Raw genomic sequence first — 14,882 nt, forward strand, 5'->3', positions numbered from 1 at the left:
CGCACAGGTTCGCCTTCCGGGCCCTCCCGCCGACCGGCCCGGCGCCGGGGCCGTCGAGGGCCTCCGGCCAGGCGCGCGACTGCTTCCCATGGCACGCCCGACGGCATCCTGTAAGACGCTCTGGCCGCCCGCGCCAGGACGCGATCTGCCGGTCTCGGGTCGGCAGCTTTGCCCGCCGGCGGGAACCCGCTGCCACTCTGGCTCTGGTCGTCGGCCACCGGCCTGAGCGGCGAAGACGTCGATCTGCGCTGGCAGGCGTTCCTCCGCCGGTTCGACCTGGAGCACACCTTCAGAATGATCAAGCAGACGCTAGGCTGGACTCGTCCGAAACTCCGCACGCCCGCGGCAGCGGACCGATCGACCTGGCTGGTCATCGCCGCCCACACTCAACTCCGCCTTGCCCGGCCCCTAGCCGAGGACCTCCGCCGCCCCTGGGAACGTTATGCGGAGCCCGGTCGACTCACCCCCGCCCGCGTCCGCCGCGGGTTCAGGAACCTCCGTCCCCACATGCCATGCCCAGCCCGTGCTCCTTAAACCGAACCGGCCAGGCCCCGGCAGACCCCTCGGCTCCAAGAACCGACACCCGCCACCCGCTACGACGTGGGCAAGACCGCCAGACGACCCGAGACGATTACCGAACGCAACCAGGCCAGACCATGAAGCACAAGCTGACTGGCCTCGGTGCCGGCCCGGCTGCGGAGCACGACTGTCGGCGAGCCGCCGCTGACCGCGATCGCCCGCCACTTGGTCGAAGAGTCCGTCCGTGATCGCCCGGGGCAGCGGCCGGACTGCAAGAGAACACCCGCACGCTCACGATCCTGCTGTACTGGCTCGGCGCCGACACCGCGGTCCTTGAGCGCGACGTGTACGACCTGGCCCGGATCGACGTGAACCTCGCGGCCAGACCGCCTGGACCACGACCGCTGGCGTGACCTCGCTGAGGGAGATCGCCAAGAGCCATGTCGAGGACGTCGTGGACGGGGTGTCCGGATACGCCCGCCGAGGGCTGGCCACAGCCCTGCGCAGCCTCTTCCGCGCGCTCAAACGCGAACGAGTGATCTTCCGCGGCACCACCCGGGACCTTCCGGTCGGCGACATCAAGAGCACTCCGAAAACCATCCCCTCCGACCTCCTTATGGGGCTGCTCGACCAGGCGACGACACCGCTGGGCCGCCTCGTCGTGGCCTTCGCCGCCGTCCACGCGCTGCCCGGCGAGGAGATCCAGAACCTGCACACCACGGGCCTGGATCTCTCCCGGGGCGCCCTCGAAGTCCGGCGCGGTCTGCTACGGCACACCCTCTGCATGGAGGAGCTCACCCACCAGCTCGCCGACGACTGGACGACCTGCCGCCACCGCCGCCGGCAGGCCTCGTCCAATCCCCGCCTGTCGGTCAGCCAGAAGAGCGCGGTCACCCCGACCACCCGGCCGTCAGCACCGGCACCCTGAGCGGAGCCCTTCCCCACGGGCTGACACTGCGCGGCCTGAGACAAGACCGCATCCTCAACGAAGCAGCCGAAAGCGCCGACCCGCTCCGGCTGATGCGGCTGTCAGGCATCACGGAGAAGACCGCCATGCGCTACGTCACCGCCGCCCACCCCGAACGAACCGCCAAGCTGCCCCGGTGAGGCGCGTCCGCGCCTGTCGATGAGCGACGATCGCCAGTTCACAGCCCCCTGGATTCAAGATCGGACTTACGGTCACGAGGTGCTGACTGTCGCCTCCGACATCGACGTGCCAGCCCGCTGGCCGCACGCTCGCCGCCCCGATCCACTGCCGGATCCTGCTCGCCCTCCGCAAGGGGTCGGCCTGTCCCGCGGAACTCGCCGACGCGCTCGGCGTCTCCCGGACCCGACTCCGACCCGCCGGGGGCCCCGCGCTTCAGCATGCGAAGCGTCGTCGACTCGGCCGCGCATCCCCGGCCGCGCATCCCGGATGTACAGGAAGGGGCGCTCCGGTCTCCCATTGTGGTGCGCCGCACCCACATGGTCACCCTTCCCATTTGGAGCAGCGCACTAATTTGGTGCGGCACTCCAAATGTGTCACGATGGTGGCATGGCAACGAGAACTCGCCGGCCTCAGCGGCGTAACCAAGTGCTCTCCCGGGAGCAGATCGTCGACACCGCGATCGAGCTGCTCGACGCGGGGGGCGAGGGCGCGCTGACCAGTCGCGCGCTGACCGAGCGCCTGGCCACCGGGTCCGGGGCGATCTACTACCACGTGGGGTCCCGGGACGAGTTGCTGGACACAGCGACGGAGACGGTCGTCGCCGCCGCTTTGGCGGCGAGGCCCGCCGGGGCGGCGGCCACGCCCGGGGACGAGGTCCGCGTCGTCGCGCTGGCGCTGTTCGATGCGATCGCCGAGCATCCGTGGCTCGCTGCGCGGCTCATCCTGCAGGTCGTGCGGAATCCGGTCGGCCCGGTGACGGTGGAGATCTTCGAGAGGATCGGCCGGCAGGTGGAAGCCCTGGGTGTGCCGCAGGATTCCTGGTTCGACGCTGCCTCGACGCTTGTGCACTACATCCTCGGGGCTGTCAGTCAGAACGCGCACATCGACGGTGACTCCTCGGCCGTCGAGCCGGATCGCGCCGAGTTCCTGGACGCGTCGGTGACGGCGTGGCAGGAGCTCGATCCCGAGGACTACCCGTTCATGCACGCCATCGTCGGCCAACTCGGCGAGCACGATGATCGCGAGCAGTTCCTCACCGGCATCGCCATCGTCCTGGACGGCCTGACCCGTCTGGGCTGACCCGTCCTTGAGGGTCGGGTTTCTTCGCGCGTGTGTCTCAGAAAGGAATCTCTCATGCAAGACGTAGTGCTCGTGGGCGCCGGCCCGGTGGGCCTGTTCCTGGCCGGCGAGCTCGCTCTGGGTGGCTGTTCCGTCCTGGTCCTTGAGCGCGACGAGGACGTCACCTCGCCGTGGAAGGCGCTGCCGCTGGGGCTGCGGGGCCTGAACGCCGGGTCGGCCGAGACGTTCTACCGCCGCGGACTGCTCGAAGCGTTGATCAGCGCTTCGGGTGCCGACGAGAAGAGGGTCGGCGCGGCCCCCGACGCGGTCGAGGCACCCGCCCCCCGTGACGTGAGTCATTTCGCGGGCATGGGACTGAACGCGGCCGACATCGATGTCTCCGCGCTCCCGTTCAGGCTTCCCAGCCCGGCGATGGAGGGGTTCATGACGAGCCTCGAAGCGGTCGGCTCGGTCCTGGCCGAGCGCGCGACCTCGCTCGGCGTCCAGATCGTGCGGGGCGCTGCGGTCACGGCGGTGACGCAGGACGCCGAGTGCGTCCTCGCGACGGCGGGCGGCAAGGAGTACCGGGCACTCTGGCTTGTGGGGTGCGACGGCGGGCGCAGCACGGTGCGTGCTCTCACGGGCTTCGACTTCGTGGGTACCGAACCGCTGTTCACCGGCTACGTCGCGCAGGTCGAGTTCACCGACCCCGACCCGGCGAAGCTGCCGTTCGGGTTCAACCTGACGGCGAACGGCATGTACCTGCGCACGCCCCTCGAGGGGCATCTGGGCATGATGGACTTCGACGGCGGCACGTTCGACCGTTCCCAGCCGCTCACCCGCGAGCACCTTCAGGAGGTGCTGCGCCGCATCACCGGTACCGACGCGACGCTCACCGGTGTTCTTCGGGCGTCGACCTTCACGGACCGTGCGATGCAGGTGACGACGTACCGCAAGGGACGCGTGCTGCTGGCGGGCGACGCCGCGCACATCCACTCCCCGCTGGGCGGCCAGGGCCTCAACCTCGGCATCGGTGGTGCCGTGAACCTCGGCTGGAAGCTCGCGGCGACCGTACACGGCACCGCGCCCGCGGGCCTGCTCGACACCTACACCGGCGAGCGTCACCCCGTCGGTGCCTCGGTGCTCGACTGGTCACGGGCTCAGGCGGCGACCATGAAGCCGGGCCCCAACGCTCCTGCGCTGCGGCAGCTGGTTCACGACCTGATGAACACCGCCTCGGGAACCACGCACGTGTACCGGCAGACGACGGGACTGTTCCACCGCTACGACCTGGGCAGCAACCAGCCGCTCGTCGGCCGCACCGCCCCCGACTTCCGTTTCGGCGACGGCACCCGCCTCGGGGACCTTCTGTGCCAGGGCCAGGGCGTCGTGCTCGACTTCAGCGGCGACCACGTGCTGCGCAGCGCGGCCCAGAGCTGGGAGGGCCGACTCCATTACGCAGGCGGCCCGGTACGCGAGGACCTCGGATTCGGCGCGCTGCTGATCCGCCCCGACGGCGTCGTCGCCTGGGCCGAGGGCCACGCCCCCGACCCCGAGGCTTTCCGGCACACCGCCACCCGCTGGTTCGGCACCCCCACCCCCTGACCGCACACCGCCCGGCCCGCACGCGGCGCACCACCACCGAAGTCGCCGTCTCGACCGCCCACCGGGCCAAGGGCCGCGAATGGGCGCGGGTGAAAATCGCCGACGACTTCACCCCGCCCAAGGACAACGACCAACTGGACGACACCGGCCGCGCCGTTCCCGGCCCGATCGACAACGGCGAAGCCCGCCTCGCCTACGTCGCCGTCACCCGCCACCGCCTCGACACCGGAGGCCTGCCCTGGATCGAGGATCACCCTGCCGCCATCCTGTCACTGTCACCGCGGGCAGGGGGCGGGCACACGTAGACCTCGGCTCACGGGGCGAGGCCGAACCCCCCCCCGGGACGTGGGGCAAGCGGCATGCCGCTTGCGCCATCACGATCCCTCACGGCGGATTCACCGTCAGGCCCTGCCGTTTTGGCAGCGTACTCGTGCTGCGATGGCGGCTAAGGAACCGTGCGTTGCAACCTGGCTGCTCCGCAGCTCGGCACCGTGGGTGGCTGGCGGCCTGGACCGTGGTCGCGACGGCATTGTTCGTGAGGGGCGGGACAGCGGTGTCCGGTGGAGGCGGGGTTGCTGTTCGCGAGGAGCGAGGTGACGTCAGTGGGTGTGCGGAACCTGGATGATCGCAGATTCCAGCAAGTGGTTGTGGCCGGCACATTCCCAAGGACAGAAGCCCGGTTCACGATGCGCCATGGACGTGGAGATGCCGGTGCATATTTCCGGCGGCGTCAGGAGCTGCCCGGAGACGTCCAAGGCCACACCGCTGTTCTGCTCCGTACCCGCGCTGACTGAAGCGGGCGGGCCAGGCCGACCGCAGGACTCATCGCGGCGCTGGTCGACGGGCATCCTCTTGGCGAATGTGCTGCCCGTCCCAACGACAGCCGCACACGTTCAGGACTCGAGGAACCCGAGTGCCCTGGTCACGAATTCTTCGTGGTACTGGAAGATTCCGCCGTGTCCGGCGTCCAGGTAGAGGGGGACGAGTTCGCTCCGGGGCAGGCGTGCGGCCAGGTCGATTGAGTTGAGGCTGGGCACCATCCGGTCGTTCTCGCCGTTTGCCACGAGGACCGGTTGGCGAATGCCCGACAGGTCCGACGGCGCCTGGCGGCCCCATCGTTTGACGGCCTTCAGCTGGGCGCGCAACGACGGCAGCGAGATGTCCTTGTCACGGTCCTGCGTGCGTTCCTCCAGCCGTTGCAGGAAGGCGCGTCCGGCCCGTTGGCCGCCCGCGGTGTCGGTGAAGAAGAGGGAGAGCTTGGGATCCTGACGGGTCAGGGTGCCCTTGAGGGTGGCCCGGACGGTGAGTGCCGGGACTTTGTCGATGCCGGGGCCCCCGGCGGGGCCGGTACCCGCGAGGATGACCTTGCGGACGAGGCGCGGTTCTTCCTCCGCGACGACCTGTGCGATGAAGCCGCCCATCGACAGGCCGAGCAGATCTACCTCGTCGAACCCGAGGGCTCGGATGAACAGCACCGCGTCGCGGGCCATCGCCTCGATCGTGTCCGGCGTGGAGCCGCTCGATCCGCCCACCCCGCGGTTGTCGAAGGCGACGACCCGACGACGTGCGGCGAGCCCGTCGACGACGCGAGGGTCCCAGTTGTCCAGGACCCCGGCCAGATGGATCAGAAGGATCAGCGGCACACCGTCCTCGGGGCCGAGCTCCCGATAGGCGAAGTCCTCGCCGCGAACGGACACGGTTCGGGTCGGCGCGTTCTTGTACGACGATGTCGAGGGCGAGGGGGAATTCCGCGGCGTGGTCATGTCCGGGTCTTTCTGTAGCGGGTTTCAGGGCTCTTCTCGTTGCCGCAGGCGGTGTCGTTCCGCGCTCGCGGAGGACCTTGGCCGGTCGGCAGGACTGTTCCCTCACGTCATCGCGCCCAGGTGCTTCGCCAGCTGGACGGCGATGGCGCCCAGGCCGCCGGAGCCCGCGTGGACGAGGACCTTCTGGCCCGGCCGGATGCGCGCCCGCTCGACCCGCACCTGCCATGAGGTCAGGGCGACCAGGGGCAGGGACGCGGCCTCCTCCATGGTCAGCGCGTCCGGCTTGATCGCCACGTCGTCCTGGTGCACCGCGATGAGTTCTGCGAACGTGCCGATCCGGTCCTTGTCGGGCCGCGCGAAGGGACCCGGTACGGCAGGATCGCCTTCATCTCCCCGTCCCGGATCATGCGGTCGAGCGGGTTGATGCTCGCGGCCTGGATCAGGACGAGCACGTCGTCCGCGCCCACCTACGGGTCCGGCACCTCGCCGGCGCGCACGCCGGTCTTGTCGCCGTAGCGCTCGACCGTGAAGGCCTTCATCGTCGTCTCCATGTCTCGTCCGCAGGCGGACGGGGGTGCTGTTGATCCCGGGCTTCCCCGGCCATTGAACAGAGATTCGTGCCGATAAATTCGTGCCGATATGTCTGGTTTTATGTAAATGGCTTTTCCGGGAGGCGGGGCCTTTGGTCCCGGCTGCCGACGGAGGGGCGAGTGCCCTCGGTGACGAGTGCGGCTGAGGCGTGCCGGGCGTGGTGACCGGCCTTTTCCCCGGCCGGAAGAACCTTCCGGGGTTGCCCTGTTCGCGTGTTGTGTGCGCTGGCGCTGGCGCTGGCGCACGGGGAGGGAGGAGAATCCATTGGATTATGATCGCAATGCTATGTGGTGGGTCGGCGGACCGCAAGTGGGTCCGTTGCTCTCGGGACTGCCGCGGCGTGACGCCCAGGTGCAGCCGGGTGGCCTGCGGTGCGGACGTGCGCGTACTGCGGGTGCCTCAGGCGGAGGCTCCTGGCGCACTCATCATGCTCGACGCCCAGCAGTGCGAGGGCGTTGCGGATGCCCTGCTTGAGGAGTTCGTCGGAGAGACGCCTGTCGGAGAGGGCTCGGGAGAGCTGCAGCGTCCCGGCCATCATGCCAGCACCTCTCCAACGCCACCCTCGTGCTCTACACCGGCGCTGGCCACGCGTTCCTCTTCCAGTACGCCAAGGCCTTCAGCAAGCAGGTGGCCGACTTCCTCGCCGCCTGACCACACCGACCCCATGCGGTTCACCAGCACCCAGTTCACTCGCGTCAGCTCCCGTACCACGCAGTCGTGCGGCGCTGTGCTGTCTGAGATCAAGCCCCTGTTCTGATCGATACTTGTTGGTCAAGGGCACTATGAGGGTTGAGCGGTCCGCTCGGGTCGACGGCGGCCCCGAGAGCGGCGATCACCCGGTCCGCGAGCACGAACCTTACGGCCGTGCACTGACCCGTTCAGTCATGACGGTTGGGCTACGTCGGCCGTCCGGTGGGGCGCTTTGGTCGCCAGGTCGTGGTGGTGCCGGTCGGCAGGGTGGTCACGCCTCCATCGGGCCACTCGATCCGTGCTGTTGTGCCGGTGGGCACCGTCGTGCGCGCCTCGACGCCGGAGGCGTGCAGCTCCCAGCGGATGGCCACGCGGCCGTACGGGGACTCGTGGGCGGCGCCGGCCCAGGTGATGCCGCCGCCCGGTTGTGGACGGAAGACGATGTCGCGGTAGCCGGGTGAGGCGGCGGTCAGCCCGGCGACCGTGGTGTGCAGCCACTGGGCGATCGCACCGAGGGCGTAGTGGTTGAAGGAGGTCATCTCGCCCGGGTTGACGGTGCCGTCGGGCAGCATGCTGTCCCACCGCTCCCAGATGGTGGTGGCGTCGTGCTTCAGCGCGTACAGCCAGGAGGGGCACTCCTGTTGGAGCAGCAGGGAGTAGGCGGTGTCGACGTGGTGGGTGGCGCTGAGCGCAGGGGCCACGAGCGGTGTGCCGATGAAGCCGGTCTGGATGGTGTGCCCGCCTGCGGCGACCAGTTCGGTCAGGCGGTCGCCCGCGATGGTCCGGGCTTCCGGGTCGGGAAGCAGGTCGAACTGGAGGGCGACGGCGTAGGCGGTCTGGGTGTCGCTGGTCATCAGGCCGGAAGGCAGCACGTAGGCGTCGAGAAAAGCCTGGCGCACCCGGTGCGCGAGCTTCTCGTAGCGTTGACGGTCCTCGTCGAGTCCGAGGACGCCCGCGATCCACGCCGTGTGCCGTGCCGACCAGGCGTAGTAGGCGGTGGCGATGAGGTGGCGGTCGGTGCGGCCGGCGCCCGGGTCCTCCGGGGGTGCGGACGGGTCGAGCCAGTCGCCGAGCTGGTAGTCGCGGTTCCACAGGCCTGACGGGTCCGCGCGCTCGGTGATGAGGTCGACCCAGCGGCGTGCGCTGTCGTACTGGGCGGCCAGCAGCCCGGTGTCGCGGGAGTCCCGGTACAGCGCCCACGGGGTCAGTGTCACGACGTCGCCCCAGCCGGCGCCGGGCCGGGCCGGTGTCCACTGCGGGCCACCGGGGATGGTCGGCACGTACCAGGGCACGGTTCCGTCGGCGTGTTGTTCGACGGCGACGTCGCGCAGCCAGGACGCGAGCATGCCGTGGCAGTCGTAGAGGAAGGCGGCGGTGGGCGCGAAGACCTGGATGTCGCCGGTCCAGCCGAGCCGTTCGTCGCGCTGCGGGCAGTCGGTGGGCAGGTCGACGAAGTTGCCGCGCAGGCTCCACACCACGTTCTCGTGCAGCCGGTTCACCTGCTCGTTGGAACACTCGAACCAGCCGGTCCTGGCCATGTCGGTGTGGTGGACGCGGGCGGTGATGTCGTGGTGGGGGTCGCCGCCGCGCCAGCCGGTGATCTCGGCGTAGCGGAAGCCGTGGAGGGTGAAACGCGGTTCCCATGTCTCGCGGCCTTCGCCGCGCAGGACGTACCGGTCGGTGGAGATGGCGTCGCGCAAGGGGCGGACGCACAGCTCTCCGCCCTGGAGCACCTCGGCGTGCCGGATGACGACCGTGTGTCCGGCCGGGCCGGCCACGGTGATGCGGACCCGGCCGACCAGATTCTGTCCGAAGTCGACCAGAAGACGGTCGGCGTCGAGGGCGGTCACCCGGACTGGGGTGATCTCCTCGGTGCAGCGCACCGGCGGCCCGGTGGGGGCGACCAGCGTCGCCGGATCCCGGGGGACGATGTCGACCGGTGACCAGCTGCTGTCGTCGAATCCGGGGCTGGACCAGCCCGGCCGTTCGTCCCGGGCGTCATAGGTCTCGCCGTCGAGCAGGCCGGAGGACACGATGGGCCCGTGGGCGGCTCGCCAGGAGGTGTCGGTGCCGATGGTGGTGACGGTTCCGTCGCGGTGGACGACTTCGAGTTGGGCGATGAGGGCGAGCCGGTCGCCGTAGAGATTGGAGTGGCCGCCGCCGAAGCCCAGCCGTCCCCGGTACCAGCCGTCGGCCAGCCATGCGCCGATGGCGTTGTCTCCGGCGCGCAGGTGTTCCGTGACGTCGTGGGTCTGGTAGCGGAGCCGGTGGTCGTAGCTGGTCCAGCCCGGCGCGAGGGCGTGGTCGCCGACCCGTCGGCCGTTGACCTCGATCTCGTACAGCCCGTGGGCGGTGACGTACAGGCGTGCGCTCTCCACTTCCGCGCCGACGGGGAACTCCTTGCGCAACAACGGTGGGCGCCGTTCGGCGTCCGGCCACCGCGGCGAGATCGCGCACGCCGTCCAGTCCGTCGGCTCCAGCAGCCCCGACTCCAGGCGCAGGGCCGGGCTCCAGACGCCGGCCGTGCTGTCGGCACCGCGGACCCGGACGCGTATATCGGCGTGTTCCCGCGACTCAAGTGGCCTGGTGAGCGGCCAGTCGACGAGCACGGAGTCCGCGGAGGCCACCCAGTCGGTGCGGTGCGTCCCGTCGGCCCGCGTGATCTCGAGCTGGTACGCCTGCTGTGTCCAGCCGGGCGGTGCCGTCGTCCTCCAGGAGATCCGGGGCCTCGGCTCACCGATGCCGAACGGCTCCCGGTGATGTTCCGCGGTCGGCATGGCAACCGCTGGTGTCGGCTCGTGGGTCATCCCTTCACCGCCCCGGCGGTCAGGCCCTTGATGATGCGCTGGTTGATCAGCAGGTACAGCACCAGGGCGCCGACGACGTTGATGCTGATCGCGGCGAACAGCGGTCCATAGGCCGTCTCGCCGTACTGCCCGGTGAAGTTGAGCAGCCCCACCTGGATGGTGCGCAGGTCGTCGTTCGTGGTGAAGGTGAGCGAGATGAGCAGGTCGTTCCAGATGAAGAAGAACTGCACCAGGCCCACGGTGAAGACGGCGTTGCGGACCATGGGGAAGGCGATCCGCCAGAAGGCCACGAGGATGCTCGCTCCGTCGAGGGTGGCGGCTTCGAACACCTCGCGCGGGATCGAGCGGAAGAAGGTGGCCATCATGAAGACGGTCAGCGGGAGGCCGGCCGCGGTGTAGGTGATGATCAGCGGTGCCAGGGTTCCGGAGAGCCCGGTCTGGAAGTACACCCGGAACAACGGCAGCAGGATCATCTGGCTGGGCACCATGATGCCGACGAGGAAGACGAGCAGGACCTGGTGGCGTCCGCGCCAGACCATCACCTCGAGGGCGAAGCCCGCCGCGACGCCGAGCAGGATGATGAGGGCGAGCGAGGGCACGGTGGCCAGCAGGCTGTTGCGGATGTACAGGGCGACGTGCCCGGTCGTCCACGCCTCGGCGTAGTTGTGCAAGCCCCAGCTCTCGGGAAGCGACCACGCAGGGTCGTTGACGAACTCGGACTGGGTCTTGAAGGAGCTCAGCAGCAGCCACAGCAGCGGCGCCACCTCGATCGCCAGCAGCAGGGCGACGAGTGCGTTCCGTACCAGACGCCGGGCTTGCCGGCTCGTCCGGCGTGCGGCCGTCGGTGGGCGGGTGAGGAGTTCCCGCGGCGGCGCCGTCAGGGTGTCGGTCATGGGAGTTCAGCCCTTGGTCAGGTCGCGTCGCGAGAAGCGGAAGATGATGAGGGAGACGCCCAGGCAGACGACGGTGAGCAGCGAGGCGATGGTGCTGCCGTAGCCGTAGTCGCCGTAGGAGAACGCGGTGCGGAACATGTACAGCGTCAAGGGCGTGGTGTCGCTGCCGGGTCCGCCGTTGGTCAGGGCGAGGACCGAGTCGAAGACCTTGAGCGTGCCGTTGATGCTGAACACGGCCGACGACAGCACCACCGGCCAGGACAGCGGCAGGACGATGTGGCGGATCAGCCGCCATCCCGTGGCGCCGTCCATCCGCGCGGACTCGATGGTCTCGTCGGGGATGTCGAGCAGTCCCGCGTAGATGAGCACGCCGTAGAAGCCCATCGAGCGCCACACGTCCATCACGACCAGGACGAGGAAGGCTCCGCCGCCGCTGGCGAACCAGTCCCCGTGGTGGATGCCCAGCGCTTCGACGGCGGTGTTGGCCAGGCCGTTCTGCGGCGCGACGGCGAAGAGCTTCTGGAACATCAGGGCCACGGCGACCGTCGGAAGGATCACCGGGAAGAACACCAGCGTGCGGATGAGCGCGGACGACTTGCGCAGGACGAACACGTAGAGCAGGGCGAGCAGGTACCCGCAGAGCACCTGCCCGACGCTGACGACGACCCCGTACTTGAAGGTGAACCACAGCGCCGAATGCGCCTGCGGATCGTGCCACAGCTTCTCGAAGTTGCCGAACCCGTCGAAGGAGAAGCCCTCGATGACGTTGCCCTTGAAGAAGGTGTACCCCAGGGACCAGCCCATCGGCACCAGCATCACCAGTGTGTACACGAGGAGCGCCGGACCCAGCAGGATGGCGAGGGCGCGGCGGTCTCCCAGAACTGAACGCATGTCGGCTCTTTCAAGAAGGGGTCGGAACGATTCGCGGGCGGCGGAGGTCAGCCGTTGTCCAGGTCCGCCTGGATCTTCTTCATGAAGTCCTGCGCGGAGAGGGACCCGGTGACCAGCGGTGCTGCGTTCGTCTGGCTGGTCTCGGTCGCCTTCGTGTTGAAAAGCGCCTCGAACCACAGAGTGCTGGTCGTGGTCTTGGAGATGGTGTCCTGCACCTGCTGGGTGAGCGGCGGCAGCGTGCCGGTGTCGCCGCTGGGCTTGAACCCGGAGATCGTGCCCTGGTCCTTCAGCGAGGCCGCGCCGTAGTTCTTGGCGGTGCAGGAGAGCCAGTCGCCGACCTTGGAGTCGTACGACTTCGCGGAGACGGCGACCGGGAGACCGACGTTGGCCGGGAGCTGGTCCGCGGACCCCTTGCCGCCGGACACGGTCGGGAACGGCATGAAGCCTATGTCGTCCGCGCCGACCTGGTTCTTGGTCTTGTCGTTGAAGTCGCCCAGCGCCCAACTGCCCATGTAGAACATCGCGGCCTTGCCGGTCAGGAACTGCTGCACCCCGGTGTCGTAGTCGATCGACCCGACGCCCTTGCCGAAGTAGCCCGCCTTGCCCAGGTCGGCGATGGCCTGCGCGGCCTTGACGTACGCGGGGTCGGTCAGCTTCGCCTTGCCGTCCGCGACGGCCTGGAGGGCGTCGGGGCCCAGCTCCCGGTAGAGGTAGCCGCTGATGAGACGGGTGAGGGGCCATCCCTCCTTGCCCGCCGCGGAGAAGGGGGTCACCCCCGCGCCCTTCAGCTTCGCCGCGGCCGCGACCAGTTCGTCGTACGTCGTCGGGACGGCGATTCCGTGGGCGGCGAGCAGCTTCTTGTTGTACCAGATGCCCTCGATGTTGAACTGGTAGGGCATGACGTTGAACTTGCCGTACAGGTTCTGCACCGTCTTGACCGCGGCCGGCTGGATGTCGTCCCACACTCCGAGGTCCTTGAGCGTCTTCTCGAGGTCGAGGACCTGCCCGGCCTTGTCCAGCGTCTTGGTCAGCTCCGGGGTGCCTCCCGCAGCGAACTGCACGGGCAGCGCGTCCTGCCCGGCGAGCAGTTGCACCTTCTGGTCGACGTTGCTGATCGGCAGTGTCTGGATCTTCAGCGGCAGCGCCGCGTTCTGCGTCTTGCACGCGCCGGTGCTCAGGGTCTTGAGCTCCTGCTGCACGATGTGGTTGTCGTCGTTGATGGTGAGGGAGTAGTCCTTGGCGCCGCCGCTCGACGCGTTCGTGCCGCCGCAGCCCGTCAGGACGAGGCCGGCGGTGGTGGCGGTCGCCAGGACGACGAGGGTGCGGGGCTTGAGGGTGTGGTGCACGGGGTTGCTCCTCGCGGTGCACAGCGCATTGAAGCGCTTCAATGTTGCCCGGAACCTATGCGCCGCTACACGGCCATGTCAAGAATGATTCGTCGATATTTCTGAACCGCGATGTGTGCACAGCAACAGGAATCGGCACGCCAGGAGGGCAGAGCCCCTCAGGGGGAGACGGGTGCGGGCTCCGTGCTCAGCGCGGCGCGCTGGAGCGGATGATCAGCTCCGGCTCGAGCACGACGGTGGCATGCCGATGCTGCTCACCGGAGGCCACCTCGTCCATCAGCAACCGCATCGCTTCCTGACCCATGGCCCGCCCGGGCAGGTCCACCGCGGTCAGGGGCACCGCCGCGGAACCGGCCGTGCGGTTGTTCTCGCAGCCCACGACCGCGACCTGGTCGGGTACACCGATGCCGGCCACGGTGTGCAGTTCGTGGATGATGCCGTTGGCCAGTTCGTCGGCGACGACGACAAGGCCGTCCGGCAGGTCGCCGGGCTTGCGCTTGGCGAGAGCCTTCCCGACCAGGTGGCCGTGCGCCGTGGTCAGGCCGACGCTGTCGATCTCCTCCAGCGTCACACGGGCGCCGGCCTCCTCGACCGCCGCGTGTACCCCCCTGCGCCGGTCGCGCACGGGCTGGTAGTCGTCGTGCGCGACCACGTAGGCCAGCCTGGTGCGTCCGGTGTCGATGAGGTGGCGTGCCGCGAGATACCCCACGTGCTCGTTGTTGACCAGCACCGAGCAGCAGGTGCCCGGCCTCGGCGAGAAGTTCAGGAGCACGATCTGGCGTCCGTGCGAGCGCATCCGGGCGATGCCCGCGGTGGAGTCCTCCATCGGGGCCAGCAGCATGCCGGTCACCCTGGCCTGGTCGAAGACGTCCAGGTAGTCGTCCTGGAGCCCCATGTCACACGTCGTGTTCGCGAGCAGCAGGTTGAGGCCGGCCGCGCGGGCCGCCTCCTGTGCGCCGTGCGCCATGTCGATGAACAGCGAGTTCTCGATGTCCGCGAGGACCATCCCGACGCTGTCGTTCGACCCGGACGCCAGCGACCGGGCCGCGTCGTTGCGCACGAAACCCAGCCGGGCGATGGCTTCGCGCACGCGCTGCGCCGTCACCGGGCTGACCTTGGCCGGATGGTTCAGGACATTGGACACCGTGCCGAGCGAGACGCCCGCCGCCTTCGCGACGTCCTGCATGCTCGGACCGGCGTGCCCGTTCGCCCGTGGACCTGCGGCTGCCACGACGCTCCTCGACTTCCGGTCTCGATCGGCCTGGACACGAATTGACGGGGCCAGGTCGGTTTGGACAGGCGTAGAATACACGCTTTCTTTGAAGCGCTCCAATGTCTACGTGAGGCCCCGCTCTTCCAGGTGACCGGAGGGTGGCACGGATGCCGAGGTCACGGTGCCTCACCTCCGGAGCGCACGCGAGTCGCCGCGCTCTCCCGAGGCCACCCGTCGTCCGACTGCCCGTTCAAGGGAGCGTGGCCCGGTGTGAGAGCTCAGCCAGCGCGATGAGTGCGCGGACTCTTGACGGGCGGCGCGGAGGGTGTCAGCCTCGCATCGCCAAAAGATTGAAGCG

Annotated in this window: 10 protein-coding genes and 4 pseudogenes; 6 read left to right on the top strand and 8 right to left on the bottom strand. The window is 69.1% G+C overall.

Annotation, left to right across the window (positions count from 1 at the left end; genetic code table 11):
* Positions 1-168 precede the first annotated feature (168 nt).
* The 6 genes and pseudogenes from OG562_RS45395 to OG562_RS45420 all read left to right on the top strand — a co-directional run.
* Positions 169-660: pseudogene (locus OG562_RS45395) on the top strand (transposase); the annotation flags it as partial.
* A 268-nt stretch (positions 661-928) separates the two neighbouring features.
* The gene (locus OG562_RS45400) at positions 929-1,447 is read left to right on the top strand and encodes a hypothetical protein (protein WP_266408744.1); all 519 of its coding nucleotides are present in this window, start codon (positions 929-931) and stop codon (positions 1,445-1,447) included.
* A gap of 258 nt (positions 1,448-1,705) precedes the next feature.
* Positions 1,706-1,856 (top strand): annotated as a pseudogene (locus OG562_RS45405) (ArsR family transcriptional regulator); the annotation flags it as partial.
* 197 nt (positions 1,857-2,053) lie between these two features.
* Entirely contained in the window at positions 2,054-2,746 is a 693-nt protein-coding gene (locus tag OG562_RS45410; RefSeq protein WP_266408745.1) for a TetR/AcrR family transcriptional regulator, read from the top strand.
* A gap of 54 nt (positions 2,747-2,800) precedes the next feature.
* On the top strand, positions 2,801-4,330 hold the full coding sequence (locus OG562_RS45415) for an FAD-dependent monooxygenase (protein WP_266408747.1): 1,530 nt from the start codon (positions 2,801-2,803) through the stop codon (positions 4,328-4,330).
* Between the two features lie 38 nt (positions 4,331-4,368).
* Positions 4,369-4,635, top strand: a pseudogene (locus tag OG562_RS45420) (DNA helicase); the annotation flags it as partial.
* A gap of 588 nt (positions 4,636-5,223) precedes the next feature.
* On the opposite strand, the gene OG562_RS45425 reads toward OG562_RS45420, so the two are convergent.
* The 8 genes and pseudogenes from OG562_RS45425 to OG562_RS45460 all read right to left on the bottom strand — a co-directional run bounded on the left by OG562_RS45425 (position 5,224) and on the right by OG562_RS45460 (position 14,497).
* Positions 5,224-6,093: an alpha/beta fold hydrolase gene (locus OG562_RS45425; RefSeq protein WP_266408749.1), complete on the bottom strand. Its 870-nt coding sequence runs from the start codon at positions 6,091-6,093 to the stop codon at positions 5,224-5,226.
* A gap of 111 nt (positions 6,094-6,204) precedes the next feature.
* Positions 6,205-6,632: pseudogene (locus tag OG562_RS45430) on the bottom strand (NADP-dependent oxidoreductase); the annotation flags it as partial.
* A 586-nt stretch (positions 6,633-7,218) separates the two neighbouring features.
* A complete protein-coding gene (locus tag OG562_RS45435) occupies positions 7,219-7,374 on the bottom strand; it encodes a hypothetical protein (protein ID WP_266408751.1) in 156 nt (51 codons plus the stop codon).
* 206 nt (positions 7,375-7,580) lie between these two features.
* Positions 7,581-10,151 carry a family 78 glycoside hydrolase catalytic domain gene (locus tag OG562_RS45440; RefSeq protein ID WP_323187637.1) on the bottom strand — a complete coding sequence of 857 codons (2,571 nt, stop codon included), beginning with the start codon at positions 10,149-10,151 and terminating at the stop codon, positions 7,581-7,583.
* 26 nt (positions 10,152-10,177) lie between these two features.
* Positions 10,178-11,074 carry a carbohydrate ABC transporter permease gene (locus OG562_RS45445; protein WP_266408754.1) on the bottom strand — a complete coding sequence of 299 codons (897 nt, stop codon included), beginning with the start codon at positions 11,072-11,074 and terminating at the stop codon, positions 10,178-10,180.
* Positions 11,075-11,080: 6 nt separating this feature from the next.
* Complete coding sequence (locus OG562_RS45450) at positions 11,081-11,965, bottom strand: carbohydrate ABC transporter permease (RefSeq protein WP_266408757.1); 885 nt, start codon at positions 11,963-11,965, stop codon at positions 11,081-11,083.
* 47 nt (positions 11,966-12,012) lie between these two features.
* On the bottom strand, positions 12,013-13,311 hold the full coding sequence (locus tag OG562_RS45455) for an ABC transporter substrate-binding protein (protein ID WP_266408759.1): 1,299 nt from the start codon (positions 13,309-13,311) through the stop codon (positions 12,013-12,015).
* 187 nt (positions 13,312-13,498) lie between these two features.
* Positions 13,499-14,497 (bottom strand): LacI family DNA-binding transcriptional regulator, encoded by a 999-nt coding sequence (locus OG562_RS45460; RefSeq protein WP_266408761.1) that lies wholly within the window; start codon positions 14,495-14,497, stop codon positions 13,499-13,501.
* Between the last annotated feature and the right edge of the window lie 385 nt (positions 14,498-14,882).

Source organism: Streptomyces sp. NBC_01275, from assembly GCF_026340655.1.
Taxonomy (GTDB): domain Bacteria; phylum Actinomycetota; class Actinomycetes; order Streptomycetales; family Streptomycetaceae; genus Streptomyces.

What these genes read in the sequence shown, in the direction of transcription:
- OG562_RS45410 (WP_266408745.1), top strand. Translation starts at nt 2,054, where the DNA reads ATGGCAACGAGAACTCGCCGGCCTCAGCGGCGTAACCAAGTGCTCTCC.
- OG562_RS45440 (WP_323187637.1), bottom strand. Translation starts at nt 10,151, where the DNA reads ATGCCGACCGCGGAACATCACCGGGAGCCGTTCGGCATCGGTGAGCCG.
- OG562_RS45450 (WP_266408757.1), bottom strand. Translation starts at nt 11,965, where the DNA reads ATGCGTTCAGTTCTGGGAGACCGCCGCGCCCTCGCCATCCTGCTGGGT.
- OG562_RS45415 (WP_266408747.1), top strand. Translation starts at nt 2,801, where the DNA reads ATGCAAGACGTAGTGCTCGTGGGCGCCGGCCCGGTGGGCCTGTTCCTG.
- OG562_RS45445 (WP_266408754.1), bottom strand. Translation starts at nt 11,074, where the DNA reads ATGACCGACACCCTGACGGCGCCGCCGCGGGAACTCCTCACCCGCCCA.
- OG562_RS45425 (WP_266408749.1), bottom strand. Translation starts at nt 6,093, where the DNA reads ATGACCACGCCGCGGAATTCCCCCTCGCCCTCGACATCGTCGTACAAG.
- OG562_RS45460 (WP_266408761.1), bottom strand. Translation starts at nt 14,497, where the DNA reads ATGCAGGACGTCGCGAAGGCGGCGGGCGTCTCGCTCGGCACGGTGTCC.